This window comes from Thermomonas sp., from assembly GCF_029945965.1.
In the GTDB taxonomy this organism is placed as follows: domain Bacteria; phylum Pseudomonadota; class Gammaproteobacteria; order Xanthomonadales; family Xanthomonadaceae; genus Thermomonas.
Genome location: NZ_JAQSDO010000015.1, coordinates 718,921 through 735,301, shown reverse-complemented (window position 1 = coordinate 735,301; position 16,381 = coordinate 718,921). Strand labels below are relative to the sequence as shown.

Annotated in this window: 18 protein-coding genes and 2 tRNA genes; 6 read left to right on the top strand and 14 right to left on the bottom strand. The window is 61.5% G+C overall.

Features of this window, described 5'->3' with window-relative positions; all coding sequences use genetic code 11:
• Positions 1–31 precede the first annotated feature (31 nt).
• Entirely contained in the window at positions 32–1,345 is a 1,314-nt protein-coding gene (locus PSV05_RS09620) for a dipeptidase (RefSeq protein ID WP_300064467.1), read from the top strand.
• A gap of 96 nt (positions 1,346–1,441) precedes the next feature.
• Entirely contained in the window at positions 1,442–1,924 is a 483-nt protein-coding gene (locus tag PSV05_RS09615; protein ID WP_300064465.1) for a DUF1249 domain-containing protein, read from the top strand.
• Between the two features lie 109 nt (positions 1,925–2,033).
• Here PSV05_RS09615 and PSV05_RS09610 read toward each other — a convergent pair whose 3' ends face one another.
• From PSV05_RS09610 to PSV05_RS09600, 3 genes are all read right to left on the bottom strand, one after another.
• The gene (locus PSV05_RS09610) at positions 2,034–2,783 is read right to left on the bottom strand and encodes a transporter (RefSeq protein ID WP_300064463.1); all 750 of its coding nucleotides are present in this window, start codon (positions 2,781–2,783) and stop codon (positions 2,034–2,036) included.
• 94 nt (positions 2,784–2,877) lie between these two features.
• Positions 2,878–2,953 (bottom strand) — tRNA-Glu (locus PSV05_RS09605).
• Positions 2,954–2,986: 33 nt separating this feature from the next.
• A tRNA-Ala gene (locus tag PSV05_RS09600) sits at positions 2,987–3,062 on the bottom strand.
• 196 nt (positions 3,063–3,258) lie between these two features.
• Here PSV05_RS09600 and PSV05_RS09595 point away from each other — a divergent pair.
• Positions 3,259–3,642: a hypothetical protein gene (locus PSV05_RS09595; RefSeq protein WP_300064461.1), complete on the top strand. Its 384-nt coding sequence runs from the start codon at positions 3,259–3,261 to the stop codon at positions 3,640–3,642.
• 4 nt (positions 3,643–3,646) lie between these two features.
• On the opposite strand, the gene PSV05_RS09590 is transcribed toward PSV05_RS09595, so the two are convergent.
• The 11 genes from PSV05_RS09590 to PSV05_RS09540 all read right to left on the bottom strand — a co-directional run bounded on the left by PSV05_RS09590 (position 3,647) and on the right by PSV05_RS09540 (position 13,286).
• A complete protein-coding gene (locus PSV05_RS09590; protein ID WP_300064459.1) occupies positions 3,647–4,195 on the bottom strand; it encodes a lipocalin family protein in 549 nt (182 codons plus the stop codon).
• 1 nt (position 4,196) lies between these two features.
• Entirely contained in the window at positions 4,197–5,276 is a 1,080-nt protein-coding gene (locus PSV05_RS09585; RefSeq protein WP_300064457.1) for a cyclopropane-fatty-acyl-phospholipid synthase family protein, read from the bottom strand.
• Positions 5,273–6,079: a DUF1295 domain-containing protein gene (locus PSV05_RS09580; RefSeq protein WP_300064455.1), complete on the bottom strand. Its 807-nt coding sequence runs from the start codon at positions 6,077–6,079 to the stop codon at positions 5,273–5,275. The genes PSV05_RS09585 and PSV05_RS09580 overlap by 4 nt, the downstream gene beginning before the upstream one ends.
• Positions 6,080–6,102: 23 nt before the next feature.
• Positions 6,103–6,651, bottom strand: coding sequence for a DUF2878 domain-containing protein (locus PSV05_RS09575; protein ID WP_300064453.1), 549 nt, complete (start codon positions 6,649–6,651; stop codon positions 6,103–6,105).
• 1 nt (position 6,652) lies between these two features.
• Complete coding sequence (locus tag PSV05_RS09570) at positions 6,653–7,945, bottom strand: cyclopropane-fatty-acyl-phospholipid synthase family protein (RefSeq protein ID WP_300064451.1); 1,293 nt, start codon at positions 7,943–7,945, stop codon at positions 6,653–6,655.
• Entirely contained in the window at positions 7,945–8,751 is an 807-nt protein-coding gene (locus PSV05_RS09565; protein WP_300064449.1) for a DUF1365 domain-containing protein, read from the bottom strand. The genes PSV05_RS09570 and PSV05_RS09565 overlap by 1 nt, the downstream gene beginning before the upstream one ends.
• The gene (locus PSV05_RS09560; RefSeq protein ID WP_300064447.1) at positions 8,748–10,058 is read right to left on the bottom strand and encodes an FAD-dependent oxidoreductase; all 1,311 of its coding nucleotides are present in this window, start codon (positions 10,056–10,058) and stop codon (positions 8,748–8,750) included. The genes PSV05_RS09565 and PSV05_RS09560 overlap by 4 nt, the downstream gene beginning before the upstream one ends.
• A 1-nt stretch (position 10,059) precedes the next feature.
• Positions 10,060–11,067 (bottom strand): fatty acid desaturase, encoded by a 1,008-nt coding sequence (locus PSV05_RS09555; protein ID WP_300064445.1) that lies wholly within the window; start codon positions 11,065–11,067, stop codon positions 10,060–10,062.
• Positions 11,068–11,122: 55 nt separating this feature from the next.
• Positions 11,123–11,911: an anti-sigma factor gene (locus PSV05_RS09550; protein WP_300064443.1), complete on the bottom strand. Its 789-nt coding sequence runs from the start codon at positions 11,909–11,911 to the stop codon at positions 11,123–11,125.
• Complete coding sequence (locus tag PSV05_RS09545) at positions 11,908–12,483, bottom strand: sigma-70 family RNA polymerase sigma factor (RefSeq protein WP_300064441.1); 576 nt, start codon at positions 12,481–12,483, stop codon at positions 11,908–11,910. The genes PSV05_RS09550 and PSV05_RS09545 overlap by 4 nt, the downstream gene beginning before the upstream one ends.
• Positions 12,484–12,644: 161 nt before the next feature.
• Entirely contained in the window at positions 12,645–13,286 is a 642-nt protein-coding gene (locus PSV05_RS09540; RefSeq protein WP_300064439.1) for a hypothetical protein, read from the bottom strand.
• A gap of 314 nt (positions 13,287–13,600) precedes the next feature.
• Between PSV05_RS09540 and PSV05_RS09535 the strand changes: the two genes are divergently transcribed.
• From PSV05_RS09535 to PSV05_RS09525, 3 genes are all read left to right on the top strand, one after another.
• A complete protein-coding gene (locus tag PSV05_RS09535) occupies positions 13,601–14,476 on the top strand; it encodes an alpha/beta hydrolase (RefSeq protein ID WP_300064437.1) in 876 nt (291 codons plus the stop codon).
• 21 nt (positions 14,477–14,497) lie between these two features.
• Positions 14,498–15,904 (top strand): deoxyribodipyrimidine photo-lyase, encoded by a 1,407-nt coding sequence (locus PSV05_RS09530; protein ID WP_300064435.1) that lies wholly within the window; start codon positions 14,498–14,500, stop codon positions 15,902–15,904.
• A gap of 2 nt (positions 15,905–15,906) precedes the next feature.
• Positions 15,907–16,381 (top strand): VC1465 family Xer recombination activation factor (locus PSV05_RS09525; protein WP_345782250.1); only part of this gene is annotated, 475 nt, incomplete at its 3' end.

The window sequence follows — 16,381 nt, the reverse complement described above, 5'->3', positions numbered from 1 at the left end:
GATTCACTCACACCATTACCGGGAGACACGGATGCAGCGTCGCAAGTTGGCTTGGTTGATCTCCGTGGCAATCGCCTGCAGCAGTCTGGCGCAGGCCGCGACGCCGTCATCCGGCAAGAACGATGCGGCACTGGCGGCGCGCGTCGCCAAGGTGCTGGCGGACACCCCATTGATCGACGGTCACAACGACCTGCCGTGGGAATTGCGTGCACGTGGCGCTGTCGATCTGCGCGTCGACCATTCGAAGCACGACAAGGCCAAGGCTGGCCAAACGCCGCTCATGACAGATATACCGCGCATGCGTGCAGGCGGCATGGGCGGTCAGTTCTGGTCGGTCTGGATTCCCGCATCGATAACCGGCCCGGCTGCAGTGCAGATGACGCTGGAAGAAATCGACATCGTGCGCACGATGGTGGCGCGCTATCCCGAAGCGTTCGAGATGGCGTATACCGCCGCCGACATCGAGCGCATCCATCTTGAAGGCCGCATCGCCTCGCTGATCGGTATTGAAGGTGGCCACCAGATCAACGATTCGATGGCAGTGCTGCGCCAGATGTACGTGCTTGGTGCGCGCTACATGACCCTGACGCATACCAGCAATACCGACTGGGCGGACTCGGCGACTGCAGATCCCGAGCACCATGGACTGACGCCATTCGGCAAGGCAATCGTTGGCGAGATGAACCGGCTCGGCATGCTGGTCGACCTCAGTCATGTCTCGCCCGACACCATGCGCCAGGCGATTGCCGCCAGCGCCGCCCCAGTAATGTTCTCGCATTCCGGTGCACGTGCACTGATCGATCATCCGCGTGATGTGCCGGATGATGTGTTGCGGTTGGTTGCGAAAAACCACGGTATCGTGATGGTGAATTTTTATCCAGGCTATGTCTCCGCTGCGAGCGCACGCTGGGATGCAGGCCGTGCCGCGGAAAAAGCCCGTTTCAATGCGCCGCCCTACGGCGGTCTGTATATCGGCCAGCCGGAACGTGCCAATGCGGCGCTGGCCGAATGGGAAAAACAGCATCCCGCGCCGGTGGTGACGCTGGGCATGGTGGCCGACCATTTCGAACACATCCGCAAAGTGGCGGGCGTGGAGAGCGTCGGGATTGGTTCGGATTTCGATGGCATCCCGACTACACCCGAAGGGCTGAATGCGGTCGACAAATATCCGGCGTTGCTGATCGAGCTTGCTCGCCGTGGCTGGACCGATGCAGAACTTGCCGCGGTGGCTGGTGGCAACATGCTGCGGGTGATGCGCGAAGCGGAAGCTGTCGCCAAGCGCTTGCAGGTCACCGAACAGCCGTCCACGCTCACGATTGATGGCAAGCCGCTGGTGGCCGAGTAGGGCAAGCCAAAGCACGCAACAAGCTCCCCAACCTAGGCCTCGCAAACGTATCCGTCAATCCTGCCGCTATTGCCATCGCGCGTGTAGGATCAAGCCATGAGTGCAGCGCTTGCCCGCAGAGTTCCACTGCCACACATCAGCCGTTTCGGTTGGTTGATGGGCCTGTATGCGGAAAACCATGTGCGCCTGCAGCGGTTGTTCGAACCTGCGGATCTGGCCTGCGGTGCATACGTCTCCAGCATCGGCGATAGGCTCGACCTGCAGCTCGAAATAATCGAGCGACATGCTTATACGGTCGAACTGCGGATGAGCTATGGCCTGATCGATCCGCAGACCGGCCTGCGCGACCCCTCGGCGAGCCTGCGGCTGTATCGCGATGCGCGCCAGGTCGAGGCGACCCATTGCTATGCCGGTCGTCGCTGGCAGGACGTGATCGGTATGTATCCGCCGCCTCAACGCATACTCGACCACCGGCTGCGCATGAACACGTTCCTCGGCAAGTGGCTGGAATACCTGGCCGAGCAGGGGCATGGTGTCGCTACGCTGCAGTCGTGCCCGCCGGAAGCCGTCATTGCCTGATGCAAGAATTGGTAGTCCCCCACTTTTAACGGACATCAAAAGTGGAGCTAAGCCAGCGAATGCCAATCCTAAAGACCGTAACCATTGGTACTTAGCGGGCTACGCGGTCTTACTTCCAGAACACCGAGACGCCTAGCCCGGCCTGATAATCCGGGCTGCGGGACGTCAGGCCGAAGTTGGCACCAAGGTCGACTTGCACGCAGTCGTGCAGCAGCCAGGTGATGCCGCCGCCGGCTAGCGACCTCGACGTGCCGCCGCCGTTGAATCGCCCGACCTGCACGAAGCCGCCGAAGCCACCCTGAATCGGGAAGTTGAAATTCGCCGATTCCGTCCAGGTGTTCTGTCCGGCGCCGTGATCGACGTTCGCATACAGGCCCAGCGAGTGGTTGTCACCGAAGTCGCGTCCGGCCGCGACACCCAGGGACGTTACAGTGTGGCCATTGCTGAACGCAGACGACCCAGTGTCGACACTGATCAGCCCGAGTACCGCCAGCGTCCACACCTTGCTGTCCAGCAACGGCGCCCACTTGATCCCGAGTGCGCTATCACCCGTGCCTTCGACATCCGCATGCAGATTTTCAACGCGTGTAGTCATCCGGTTCCACGGCGAAGTGTGTAACTGCACTTCGATGTTCGATGTGAGTCCGAAGCGCAACACTGTGTCTGCGGCGTATGTGGTCATCCGCGCGCCGCCGTCACTGTCGCGTTCCATATCGGGCAGGCCTTGCTCCCATGCGAACGAGCCTGCTGGCAGCACCGCCGGTGCGAAGCTGAAGCTGGGACGATCGAACGGCGGAGTATCAGCCAGCGCAGCCCCGGGAAGCAGCAGGATAAGCACACCGAGGGCTGGGAAATTCATTGGTCAATTTTCCACTTATCTTCTTAGCACGCCACAAAAGAAAACGGGCCGCATCGCTGCGACCCGTAAACTATTGATCTACCAGTGATTTTGCTGGCGTCCCCAGGGGGATTCGAACCCCCGTGTCCACCGTGAAAGGGTGGTGTCCTAGGCCTCTAGACGATGGGGACGAGGCGCAAAATCCTTGAAGCTTTCCAGCGATGTGGTGGAGCCAGACGGGATCGAACCGTCGACCTCCTGCATGCCATGCAGGCGCTCTCCCATCTGAGCTATGGCCCCAAGATCTGGAGCCGCGCATGATAACGGCTGGCCCAAATGAGCGTCAAGCATTGATTGCATCGAATCTTGCCGATGCCTAGACGGCGAACCGACAAGGGATTCACCTACCTGGCAACACGTCTTGCGCCCATAGCTAGCAATGACGGTCGATGGAATCCTGCGGGGAATCCATTACAGGCCGGACATGATGAGATCCTTGCGACGTTTGCTGGCCTTGCTGCTATTGCTCGCCGGAAATGCCAATGCACAGACCGTCTACAAATGCGTTTCAGGCAGCGGCGCAGTGTCCTGGCAATCGTTGCCTTGCGCGCAGGGCATGCGCACGATGCGAAGCCTTGCCTACACACCCGAAGCGCCGATCACTTTGCCTGCATCCTCACACGCACCAGTCAAAACAGTAGGGAGGTCACACCCCAAGTCGGGCTACCACCGGGTATCGGCGCGTGCACAACGCCCTAAACCGGACGCCTGCGCCCGTGCACGCGAACGTCGCCAGGCAACGCTCGAGCGTGTGGGCCTGAAGCGCAACTTTGACCTGCTCAGCAAGCTCGACGCCGATGTCCGAAGCGTTTGTCGCTAGATGTTCAAGACGCGGCTTCGGGCCACTGCTGCGGGACCTTGCGCAGCTTGTCCAGCGAGTAACCCAGCACCTTCAGCTTGGACAGCGCCGCCTGGTAATCCTGTTCGCTGATGGTCGGCGTACGCGCCATCACCCAAGCGTAGTCACGCTTGCTGCGCCCGATGATGGTCTGCGAATAATCGTCGTTGAGCCCCACGATCACGTATTCGGCCTTGATGGGCCAGAACACCTGCATGTCCCAGACGGCGTTGTTGGTGCCGGCGACTACGCGCCCGACCGGATGCATGATTTTCACTGGGGCATCGAAGCCGCCCTTGCGAAAACGGAACGTCGTCTCGATGCGGCCGTCCGGCTGCAGCACGTAGGACTCCACCGCGTTGTAGGCCTCACGCTCGGGATAGGACGGGATGTTTGCGATCACGTACCAGTCGCCCATGAATTTTTGCAGGTCGACGTTCGCAACCGGGGAAATCGTTGGTGGCGTGTGCGCGCAACCTGCGCCAAACAGGAGGGCCACGATCGAAGCCAGTACGCGCATGTGTGTGTTCTTCATTTTATTGCTCCTTGCGGAAACGGTAGTGGCTGACCATCCATTCCCGGCCTTGGTCGTAGCCGAACAACTCTGCACAGGCCATCCAGAACATCCGCCAGCGATGGAACCACAGGCCTGCGGCATCGCCATAGGCTTCGCGCAACACCGGCATCACCACGTCGCGATGCTTGTCCTGTTCGGCCAGCCAATGGTCGGCGGTTCGCTGGTAGTGGCGGCCATCGACCAGCCATCGTTGCTCGATGCGCAGCTGCTGCTGGAACCACAACAAGGTATCTGCCGAAGGCATCAAGCCACCCGTGAAGAAGTGGTGACCCATCCAGTTGTCCTCGCCCTCGGTCTCGAACGGGTAGAGCAGGGTCTTGTGGCAGAAGATGTGCACGAACAGCGCGCCACCGGGGCGCAACCATCGGTTGATGCGCCTGAGCAAGGTCTCGTAGTTGCGCATGTGCTCGAACATCTCGATCGACACGCAGCGGTCGAACTGGTCGGCCTGCAATTCAAGCTGGTTGACGTCACAGGTGACGATGCGCACATTGTCCAACCCACGTTCGCGGCAGCGTGCTTCGATGAACTCGCGCTGCGGGCGTGAGTTCGACACTGCGGTTATATTCGAATTCGGATAGCGCTGCGCCATCCACAAGGTCAGTGAACCCCAGCCGCAGCCAAGTTCCAACACGTCCTGCCCGTCGGCGAGTTCGGCGCGCTCGCCATACAGCTTGAGCATGGCCTCTTCGGCCTCGGCGAGGGACTCGTTACCGGTCGGGTAATAGCAAGACGAATACTTCAGGCGCGGCCCGAGGCAGTGCTGGAAGAACGCGGGCGGCAACTCGTAATGCTGGCGGTTTGCGGCATCGGTGTGGATGGCGACCGGGCTGTCGCGCAGGATCTTTATTTGTTGCCGGAAGCGCTGACTGACCGCTTCCGGGCCGCCTGCCGATTCCTCATTCAAGCGCAGGGCGCACATCCGGCGGATGCCAGCACGCAACAGTGCATCCGGCACCAGCCCGCGTTCTGCCAAGCCAAGCAGGCCGGGCGCGGCGGTGTCACTGTCAAGTTGCAGGGTTTCGGCGAGGGTATTCATGGCGCATTCCTTACAGGTTTTTTTGATGACGGTTCGGCGGGTGTCTTGGGAAACCACGGGAACAACATGGGCGTGGTCTGCTGGTAGTCGCGGTAGTCATCGCCGCGCGTGCGCAGGGCCTGTGCTTCGGTGTACGGGATGCCGCTGACCCATCGCAGGAACACGAACATCACCAACGGCCCGGCCCAGGCCAGCCACCAAAGCGGCGAGCCAACAGCCAGGCAGACGTAGGCAAACCAGTGCAGCCACTCGAAAAAATAATTGGGGTGACGCGAATAGCGCCAGAGACCATCCCGACAGGTGTACCCCTTGTTCGCCGGGTTGGCGCGGAAACGAGCCAGTTGCCGATCCGCCGCGGCTTCGCCGAACACGCTCAGCAACCAGAAGGCGACGCCAACCAGTATCCACATGGTGACGCTCGGCTTTGGATTGCGGGCGACCGCAACGAAGGGCAGGGCGAACAGCACTACCAGCAAGGCCTGGAACTGAAAGAACGCGAACCACTTGCGTTGGTCTTGTCCAAAACTCTTTCGCATGTGTGCGTAACGCCCGTCTTCGGGTTCGCCCAGCACGCGATGCAGCAGGTGGCCAGCAAGCCGCAGCCCCCAGAGGCCGCCCAGCACTGCCAGCAGGACGCGGGGGAGCAGTGCGCCATCCCCCAGCACCGCCGCAACAACGGCGGCTCCGCCAACACCTGCCGACCACACCACATCGACCATGCCGGCATTGCGATGGCGTTTCTGCCATAGCCAACCAACTGTCTGGGCGGCTACGGCCAGTAGCCAGATCACCAGTAAACTCATGCCTGCACTCATCGGGCCAATCGTCATTGCATATGCTCCGGTTGCAATGTGGATTCTGTGCTTTCAACAGCCCAGCGCTGGGTGAGGACCGCAAGCGCGGCCAATGCGATGGCCCAACCGATGGCCAGCAGGGCGATGGCATGCCATGCAGGTGCTACGAAGATGACGGCATTAAAACCACGCGCTGCGCCCAGATATGCCAGTGGCCCACCGATCCCGCCCAGCAATGCCGCCATCACGGTCTTGCCGCGCAGGAACGCCATCGAATGATTAAGCGTCATCGCAAACGCCATCCATAGCGCGAGGATCCAGACCGGTGCGGGTAGGGACAGCAAGGGTGATGCGTAGTGCAACCAGCCGACGGCCACCAAGGCGCCATCCAGCAGAAATCCGCAGATGAAAGTCGCGAGCAGTGCGCGCATATCTGATTTGCGGGTTGTTGAGGTGAAGGTCTGCAGCACGATGAAGACCAGCGACGCCGCAATTCCCAACCATGGCTGCCCGCGCGACGCACTGATCACGATCACGAACCAGACCAGCTGATAGCCGACGAGGTTGGCCCAGAAGCGCATGTCAGGCTGTGATCCAGTCGCTGCGGCTGGTATTGAGACCGGACACGAATTCGGCATCGCGATTGCCGGGCTTGGCCATCAGCAATTGCGCCACGCCGATCGAGCGCTCCATGAACCCACCTTCGCAATAAGCCAGGTAGAACTCCCACATACGGATGAAGCGTTCGTCGAAGCCCTGTGCGCGCACCTCCGGCAAGCGCGCCATGAAGCGCTGCCGCCACGCATGCAAGGTGCACGCATACGAGGACCCAAAGTCCTCCAGATGGGTCAGGGCCAGGTCGCTGCTGCGGGTCTTGGCATCGAGCATTACTGCTATCGATGGTATGAACGAGCCGGGGAACACATAGCGCTTGATGAAGTCGACTGAATGCAGCGCCTGCTTGTAGCGGTGGTCTTCAATGGTGATCGCCTGCACCAGCGCCAGGCCATCCGGCTTGAGCAGCGATGCAAGTTTGCCGAAGTAGGTGTCGAGGTACTGCGCACCGATCGCCTCGATCATTTCGATCGAGACCAGCTTGTCGTAGGTACCCTTCAAATCACGGTAATCCTCAAGCAGCAGGGTCACGCGATCCTGCAGGCCGGCTTCGGCGACACGCGAGGCGGCCAATGCATGTTGCTCGCGCGAGATGGTGGTCGTGGTGACGTGGCAACCATAGTGGCGCGCGGCATGCACCGCGAAGCCGCCCCAGCCGGTGCCGATCTCGATCACGCGATCGCTGGGCTGCAATCGTAGTTTCTGACAGATGCGGTCCAGTTTGCGTGTGGATGCTGTTTCCAGATCATCATCGTCGCCTGCATACAACGCCGAGGAATACATCAGGTCGTCGGACAGGAACAAACCGAAGAACTCGTTGCCGAGGTCATAATGCGCGGCGATATTGCGTCGGGCTCCATCGCGGGTGTTCTTGCGCAGCGCATGCCAGCCACGCATCGCGATGCCACCAAGGCGGGCCATGCCGGTTTCCATGCCGTCCAGCAGCGCGCGGTTTTGTACCAACAGGCGAATCAGTCCGACCAGATCATCGCAGCGCCAGTGGCCATCCATCCATGCTTCACCGGCACCGACGCTGCCATTTGCAGCGACGGCACGATAGAACGCCGGGTCCAGGACCTCGATCATGATCTCAGGCGATGCCTCATTGCCAGCGAATTCCTGTGTACCCAGTGCATCGGTCACCCTCAGGCCGCGCCCACGCAACGCGGCCATCGTGGCGTGCAGGCGGTTGCGCAGCATGCGGTCGAGCGCGCCGTAGCGGTCGGCAGGAAGTTGCAGCGCTTCAATGGATCGGTTCATCAGTCGGCCCTGTGGTGTCGGGGGTGGTCGTGTACGGGAGTGCGCTTGAGCCACAGGCGCAGCGCCTGCCAGTGGATGGCACCGACGACCTGGGCGGTCATCAGTGGATACCGCCACAGCACGCGGGCCAGCGACTTGCCATCGAGCGGACTGCGTTGCAAGGACACGGTGGCATCGAATTCACGCTCGCCTGCGTTCATGACATCCATGTGGACATGTAGATCCTTGCCTGGCGCAGTGAAGCTCCAGTGATAGTCGCGTTGCATCGCCATGAATGGCGAAACGTGGAAGGCCTTCGCGAAGTCCCAATGCCACGCGCGCCCATGCGGCTGCGCATCGGCAATCGGCAGCACATAGGCGTGGCGTTCCTTCCACGGTGTGTTGGTGATCTCGGCGACCACATATTCCAGGCGCAGGCCGTCCGGCGCGTAGCAGTAGTAGAAGCTGACCGGATTGAAGACGAAGCCGGCATAGCGCAGGTGGGTGAGCAGGCGGATCGGGCCAACGTGACGCAAACCGGTGGTGGCGTGGATGCGATCACGCACGGCTTCGGCAAGCGGGACATCAGTCGCGCCGAGGTAATCCGCGCGGCGAAATTCGGCGAGGTTGCGGTTCCCTGACGACCACAACCAGCGTTTGTCGAAGAGCGTATCGACCTCGTCGAGGTCGAGATATATCTGGGCCATGCGGTAGCTGAATTCATGCGGCCGTGGGTAATGGCGACGATGCCGCACCGTGCCTTCATAGACGGCACTGGCCAAGCCAGAGTTGGCCAGAATCGCCATCCGGTCGCCGCCATCGCTCATGCCGGCACCAGCTCCGGATCGAACGAAGCAGCTGGCGATGACGAAGGGACAGGTTCCCATGCAACGCCAAGCGCGCGGGCAACGTCGACTGCACTGCGCATGCCGTCCTCATGGAAACCCCAACCCCAATAGGCGCCGGCGAACCAGGTATTGCGCCGGCCCTGGATTTCCGCTTTGCGCGATTGCGCCGCCACTGAAGCCTGGGTATAGACCGGATGCTGGTACTGCATCCGGCGCAGCACCTTCGCAGGATCAATCGCATCGGTGCGGTTCAAGGTCACGATCAATGGTTTAGGTGCGTCGATGCCCTGCAACAAATTCATGCAGTAGCTGACGGTGCAGGCATCGGCAGGATTCGACGGGATGTGTACATTCCACGCCGCCCATGCCCTGCGATTGCGCGGAAGCAGATGCGTGTCGGTGTGCAGCACGACGTCGTTATCCTGGTAGGGTATGGCGCCTAGGATCTCTGTTTCGGCTTGTCCTGCATCGGCCAGCAGGCGCAACGCCTGGTCACTGTGGCAGGCCATCACGACCTGGTCGAAACGCTCCCTGCGGTCTGTGGTCTCGATTTCTACACTCTCGGCGTCGCGGCGCACGCCAGTCACAGCGGTTCTCAGGCGCACATTTACACGCCAGTCCGCCACCATCGCCTTGACATAGCCTGCCGAGCCACCTTCCACCACGCGCCATGGCGGGCGTCCGCTGACCTGCAACATGTGGTGGTTGTCCATGAACTGCACCAGGTAACGCGCCGGGAATGACAGGATCTGCGCTGATGGCGATGACCATAGTGCGGAGGCCATCGGCACCAGGTGATGGTCGCGGAACATCGCGCCGAAGCCATTGGCATCAAGGTAGTCGCCCAATGCCGGACCGGGGCCATCGCCTTCGAGCAGGGCCGGAGCGATCCGGTAGAAACGGCGCAGGTCGCGCAACATGCCCCAGAAACGCGGCGAAACCAGGTTGCGACGCTGGCAGAACAGCCCATCCAGCGAGGTGGCGTTGTATTCCAGTGGATCGCGTCCTTTCTCGGGGTCGCCATGCACGGAGAAACTCATCGTGGTCGGCTTCATGCGCACGCCTAGCTCATTGAACATGCCTGTCAGCAGCGGGTAGTGCGCTGGGCTGTGCACGATGAACCCGGTGTCCACGCGGAAATGCTGGCCATCTAACTCGATGTCGTGGGTATGCGTATGCCCGCCGAGATAGTCGCCGGCCTCGAACAGCACGACCTCGTGCCTGCGCGAGAGCAACCATGCCGATGCCAGGCCGGAGATGCCTGAACCAATGACGGCGATACGCATGTCAGCCTCGCACCTTTGCCGTGACCCACGCCGGGATCGGCTTGAGGTCACGTACCAGCCCGAACATCGCCATCAGTCGCAGCACGTACCAGGTGACATCCACTTCCCACCAGCGGAAGCCCTGGCGCACCGTGCCGGGGAAGAAATGGTGGTTGTTGTGCCAGCCTTCGCCAAAAGTGATGAGCGCCAGCCAGACGTTGTTGCGGCTGTCGTCCCTGGTGTCGAAACGCCGCTTGCCAAAGCGATGCGCGAATGAATTGATGGTCACGGTCGCGTGGAACAGCACGATGGTCGAAACGAAGAAGCCCCAGACCAGCATCTGTCCGCCACTGGTTCCCAACTGCGGCTGGGTGTGTTCCAGCAAGACGCCAAGCCCGTAAAGCAATGCGGCAAGCACCACCGGCACTAGCGTGTCGTAGCGGTCAAGCCAACGCAGTTCGGGGTATTTGGCCAGATCGGGAATGCGTGACCAGTCGGTGCGGAATGCATGCGGGGTCAGGAACCAGCCGGCATGGCTCCACAGGAATCCACGCAGGCCGGGGGAGTGCGGATCCAGCGCGGTATCGGCATGGCGATGGTGATTGCGATGGTGCGCCGCCCACCACAGCGGCCCGCGCTGCACGCATGCAGCGCCGACAAGCGCAAACAGGAATTGGACCGCGCGGGACGTTCGAAAGGTCTTGTGCGAGAAATATCGGTGATAAAAGCCGGTAAGCGCGAACATCCGCACTGCGTACAGTGCGGCTGCTACCCAAAGCGCAACCGACGACACGCCAACCCACAGGACTGCGATGCAAGCCAGGTGCATCGCGATGAAAGGCACGGCGCGCAACCAGTCGATGCGGTACTCGTCGATATTGGCGCTGGCAGCATCATTGGCCTGCGTATCGAACCAGCGACGAGTGGATGCCGCCAAGCCTGTCCGTGGCCGCTGGCCTTCATGGACGGTATCGCCTTGCCCGGAGTTGGCAAGGCTCGGGCTTTCGCCGGGATCCAGCATCTGGTGCATCCTGCAAGGGTGATGCGGTATGTACGGTCACCAGCCTTGCTCGGATGCACCTGGATCAGATCGTGACGATGGCGCCCTTGGCGACGATCGGACCGGCAGGCGCGGAATGTGGCATGCCTTCCTGCGCTTCCAGGGTCACTGCCAAGGTGGAGCCTGCAATCAGGGCTGTACGCACCGAAGCGGGCACGTCGATGCTGTGCGCCTTTTCGTTGGAGACGAAGCCCAGCGATATGGGTGCCTGGCCCGCGGGGATGACCCAAAGCTCGTCGACTTTGCCACTGGGATCTGCAGGCCTGGGCACCGGCACCATCAGGACCTTGCCGCCGCTGGCATCGATCCTGGCGATCCAGCCTGTGGCGCCGTCATCCGTGGCAAGAACCGTGACCGGACGAGCAACCGCTTCTTCGGTTTGTGGCGGAACTTGTGGTGTTGGCAGCTGGACCACGACCTGCGGTGGCAGGGGTACCGGCGCAGCGCCGCGCAGGCCGAAGACGATCGCGGCCACGCTTGCCGCTGCCGCAAGAGCGGTGGCGCCACGCCAGAATCCGACGCTGTTCCAGAGACCCGTCGGGCTGCTGGCAACCGCGTTCCAGCCCAGTTCACTGCGGATCCGGGGCCAGACATGGGCTGATGGCGCGACCGGCTCGGCGCGGGTCATCCATGCGGAGAAGCGATCCTCCCACTGCGCAACCAAGGCGGCAAAGCTGTGGTCTGAGGCTATCCTGGCTTGCGCCTGCACGCGCGATTGCGCATCCAGCACGCCAAGCACGTACTCGCCTGCGCGCAAGTCATCGCTGGGCGGCAGGTCGTTGTCGTCTTCGATGCGGTCGATGGGCGAACTCATGATTCAAGGCACGCGCGAAGTTGCAGCAGGCCGCGGCGGATCCAGCTCTTCACCGAGCCGAGCGGCGAACCCGAACGGGCCGAGAGTTCCTCGTACGTGGCACCTTCGAAGAACGCCGTGCGGATCAGGACCTTGCGCTTGGGCTCCAGTTGCTCAATGCAGTCGTCCAATTGCGCGCGCTCCATGCCGGATTCGGCATGCGCAACCGGACTAGGGGAGGGATCTTCCGCAAAATCAAGTACTTCAATGGGGGCGCGCAGCGCCGAAGCCGGCTGGCTGCGCAGGCGGTCGATGCAGCGATTGCGCGCGATCGTACCCATCCAGGTGCTGGCGCGGGCACGGGCGCTGTCGAACTGGACCGCCTTGCGCCACACGGTGACGTAAACCTCTTGCAGCACGTCTTCGGCCTCGCTGCGATCACCCAGCACGCGCATGCAGACGCCAAGCAACATGCTGGAGGTGGCCTGGTAGAGCGAATCGAATGCACGCTGGTCGCCGCGACCGGCAGCGCTCAGCCAAGCATCCACCTGTATGGCCTGCTCATCCCGATCAAGCAACGTTGAAGCGGTCATCCATTCCCCTCGCAGGACTGACTGGCATCCCCGGATGGGGCTGCGGTATTGCGAGTGGATGTTATGCCATGGGTTGATGTGCCGCGACAACCTGCGTTGTCGCCATGGGCCTGGTGATGCTGAATGGGCTGTTGCGATGGTGGTTGGATGGAAGGCCATGATTATGTCCCGCATTGGCCGATCAGGGGCAAGCTGCGCACGGTTTCGATATCGCCTGCACTGGCGCGTTGGCCCTGCAGACCACCCGGGAATTCGATGCGCACGGCCTGGTTGCGCCCGCGTGCATCATGGATACTGCCGATGCCCTTGAAGCGCAGCAGGCGTCGATCGCTGCTGCGATAGTCGAGGTCGGTATCGGGCGCAGCAAAGCCGTACCAGGTATTCAGCTTCATTCGCAGATGGGTAACTCCAACCACTGGCTTCAGCTTCACTCGCTCGATGCTGACCTTGAGGAAGCGCAATGCGCTGGGCAGCAGGAATTTCGCGCTGATGCCACCTTCGGTCGAAAGAAGCGGCCATTGAGCGCGGACCATCGCATCGAAGCCAGAATCGATGATGGCGTTCGCGGGGATTTCCAGCGTCTTCCTTTTCTCTGCAGTCGAGCTCGACTTCTGCCAATAGACGTCGCGATCGTCGGCACTGGTACGCACGCCTTCACGGTAGCCGGTACGCCCGTCAATGAAGTCGAAGTCCGGTGTTGCGGCACCAGTGCGCTCCACCACGATCTTCCGTGCAAAAGCCGACCCATCCATGCAGCGGTACAGAACCAGTCTTGCTGGTTTGCCGCCTATCTCGTACAGCATGTGGGTTTCACGATATATAGCCGTACCATCCTCCAGCCTGTAAGCCGTGCCTTCGTTTGTCGTAGCCGTTTGGCCCGAAGCAGGCAATGACACCAGTGCAAGCAGCAGGCCGCCGAATGTGAGATGCGCGCGTTGGATATGCGAGTAAGGCATTGGCGTGGCCGATGGAGGTCCGTTGCGGTGGTGTCACGGTCTATACGCGGCTTTTACGCGTTCGGATGCAAGCACGGTGCTGGCAGCGTCAGCTGTTCACTATGCATCCGCACCCTCGATTGATCCGTATCCGAATGGTTGAAACAAGATAGGAGGGGACCTTGCAACAAACAGGCTTGATCAGGTTCATTGCGGTATCGATGCTGGCGCTTTGGCTGTCGGGGTGCGAAGCAACGGTCTTCCGCTTCGTCAATCGCGGCCTTCCGCCACCCGACCTGACGGTGACCTTCGCGCCCGACATCGGCTTGTCGATGGACGTCTACAGGCCTCGGATGGTGACCGCAAAACCGGCGCCGGTGGTGGTGTTCTTCTATGGGGGCTCGTGGCAGCGCGGAAATCGCGCGCAATACAAGTTCGTCGGTGAGCGGCTCGCGGACAACGGTATTCTGGCTGTTGTGGCGGACTACAGGACGTATCCCAAGGCGATGTTCCCGGCTTTCATGGATGACGCGGCGCGTGCGGTGCGCCGTGTCCATGACGATGTCGCAGGGTGGGGCGGTGACCCGAACCGTATCTTCATTGCCGGACATTCGGCTGGCGCACAGATCGCGGCATTGTTGGCCACCGACCCGCGCTACCTGCTTGCGCATGGCATGGAACCAGGCCAGCTGGCGGGCGTGATTGGCCTGTCAGGGCCCTATGACTTCAACGTCACCGGCGACCTGGTGGATGTGTTCGGGCCGCCATCGCTATGGCCACGTGCGCAGGCGGTCAACTTCGTCGATGGCAACGAACCGCCTTTCCTGCTGCTGCATGGAACCGGGGACCGGGTGGTGGAATATGTGGATAGCGTGGAACTTGCAGAAAAGCTGCGCAGCCATGGCGTCCCCGCGACATTGAAGTTGCTGCCGGATGCCGGGCATCTCACGCCGCTGGCGGGCCTTTATGATCCGAGGCGAGCGCCGGATGTACTTACCGACATGCTGGCTTTCATCAAGGGCGACGACACTACGCAAAGCGTACGCGCCACCCACTGACTTCCATGGACTCATCGCCCCGTGCCGAATGCCATCGTCTGGTTCCGCAACGACCTGAGACTCAACGACCAGCCTGCCTTGCAGGCTGCGCTACGTCAGGGTTTCGATCCAATTCCGTTGTATATCCATGCGCCAGGGGAGGAGGGTGCATGGCCACCAGGTGCTGCCTCGAATGCATGGCGCCGTCGTTCATTGCTGGCACTGGATGCATCACTGCGCGAGCGTGGTTCGCGCCTCAATATCATGCGGGGCCCGAGTCTCGAATCTTTGCAGCGCGCAGCTGCCGACTGCAATGCCGAAGCCGTTTTCTGGAATCGGCGCTATGAACCCGCCATCGAGCAACGCGACGCCGGCATCAAGCGCGCCTTGCGTAGCACCGGACTGCGTGTCGAGAGTTTCAACGACAGCCTGCTGTTCGAACCATGGCAGGTAGAGAACAAGCAGGGCGATCCGTACCGCGTTTTCACGCCGTTCTGGCGCACTGCACTGGGGCAACTCCGGCTGCCAGTGCCCATGGCCGCTCCTGTACGGTTACCAGGAGTCACGCCTCTCGCAGGCGGGTTATCCGTCGGCGACCTGGAGCTTGCGCCCAGCCTGCATTGGGATCAGAGGTTCTGGATGCAGTGGACGCCGGGCGAGGTGGGTGCACAGGGATCACTATCCATGTTCATCGAACAGGCGCTGGCTGATTACGGCCTAACGCGGGATTTCCCGGGCCAGGCTGGCACCTCACGCCTGTCGCCGCATCTGCATTTCGGCGAAATTTCACCTTGGCAGGTTTCCCGCAGCATCCAGCAACTTCCGGAAGCCGGCAGCATCTACCTGCGCCAACTTGGTTGGCGTGACTTCGCCCACCACGTCCTGCATCACTTCCCTGACACGCCCGAGAGCAACTTCAACCATCACTTCGACGACTTTCCCTGGGCCGATGTGCCTGAAGCGAAACTGGATGCGTGGCGGCAAGGGCGTACTGGAATTCCAATCGTCGATGCCGGCATGCGCGAGCTGTGGGAAACCGGCTGGATGCACAACCGGGTGCGGATGATCGTGGCCAGCTTCCTGACCAAGAACCTGCGCGCCCACTGGCAACACGGTGCAGCATGGTTCTGGGACACATTGGTCGATGCAGACCTGGCCAATAACACCTTGGGCTGGCAATGGGTCGCGGGAACCGGCGTCGATGCAGCGCCGTACATCCGGGTGTTCAATCCGGTCCTGCAATCACAACGGTTCGACCCGGATGGCGATTACATCGCACATTGGATTCCCGAACTTGCAGGCCTCGCCGCTATTGATCGTCATGCGCCATGGCTCTCAAGCAATGGCGTCGGAGGCTATCCGCGGGTACCCATCGTGGATCTGGCCGCAAGTCGGTTGGATGCACTCAGGGCTTTCGAGCAGGTCAGAGCTGGTAGGTCAGCTATCTAGCCATGTCGGCTACGTCTTTGTCTGGACATAATAGACATTATGCGAAGTCAAAGAGGGTCAAGCGACCCCACCGCAAGGCAGCCAAACGGCAGCATTTTCCGGTCACAGCCTGCCGGTTCCGGGAAGCCCGCCTCAGCTGCATGTTGAGCGTGGAATCCTGTGCCGACCTGCTGCAAGTCAGCGAACGAACGATCCGGAATTGGGAATCAGCCTCGGCCCGAGTTCCCTACGCCGCCTATCGCCTGATGAGGGTCATGCGCGCTGGCAAGGTGCTCGGCCCGGACTGGGCAGGCTTCCACGTGTGGCGTGGCGTCCTGTGCACGCCTGAGGGCCACCGCTTCGAACCGTCCGACCTCGTGTGGCAATCGCTGCTGGTCCAGCAGGCCCGAGCCTTCCGGGAGTTCATGCGGGAGCGCAGAACAGCGGAAAACAGCGCATTCAGCTCTGCGCCGGGCGTAGCCCGGCGTGGGCTTGTCT

Coding starts and splice junctions, on each gene's coding strand:
- PSV05_RS09620 (WP_300064467.1), top strand. CDS start 32: ATGCAGCGTCGCAAGTTGGCTTGGTTGATCTCCGTGGCAATCGCCTGC.
- PSV05_RS09615 (WP_300064465.1), top strand. CDS start 1,442: ATGAGTGCAGCGCTTGCCCGCAGAGTTCCACTGCCACACATCAGCCGT.
- PSV05_RS09610 (WP_300064463.1), bottom strand. CDS start 2,783: ATGAATTTCCCAGCCCTCGGTGTGCTTATCCTGCTGCTTCCCGGGGCT.
- PSV05_RS09590 (WP_300064459.1), bottom strand. CDS start 4,195: ATGAAGAACACACACATGCGCGTACTGGCTTCGATCGTGGCCCTCCTG.
- PSV05_RS09585 (WP_300064457.1), bottom strand. CDS start 5,276: ATGAATACCCTCGCCGAAACCCTGCAACTTGACAGTGACACCGCCGCG.
- PSV05_RS09580 (WP_300064455.1), bottom strand. CDS start 6,079: ATGAGTTTACTGGTGATCTGGCTACTGGCCGTAGCCGCCCAGACAGTT.
- PSV05_RS09575 (WP_300064453.1), bottom strand. CDS start 6,651: ATGCGCTTCTGGGCCAACCTCGTCGGCTATCAGCTGGTCTGGTTCGTG.
- PSV05_RS09570 (WP_300064451.1), bottom strand. CDS start 7,945: ATGAACCGATCCATTGAAGCGCTGCAACTTCCTGCCGACCGCTACGGC.
- PSV05_RS09565 (WP_300064449.1), bottom strand. CDS start 8,751: ATGAGCGATGGCGGCGACCGGATGGCGATTCTGGCCAACTCTGGCTTG.
- PSV05_RS09560 (WP_300064447.1), bottom strand. CDS start 10,058: ATGCGTATCGCCGTCATTGGTTCAGGCATCTCCGGCCTGGCATCGGCA.
- PSV05_RS09555 (WP_300064445.1), bottom strand. CDS start 11,067: ATGCACCAGATGCTGGATCCCGGCGAAAGCCCGAGCCTTGCCAACTCC.
- PSV05_RS09550 (WP_300064443.1), bottom strand. CDS start 11,911: ATGAGTTCGCCCATCGACCGCATCGAAGACGACAACGACCTGCCGCCC.
- PSV05_RS09545 (WP_300064441.1), bottom strand. CDS start 12,483: ATGACCGCTTCAACGTTGCTTGATCGGGATGAGCAGGCCATACAGGTG.
- PSV05_RS09540 (WP_300064439.1), bottom strand. CDS start 13,286: ATGCTGTACGAGATAGGCGGCAAACCAGCAAGACTGGTTCTGTACCGC.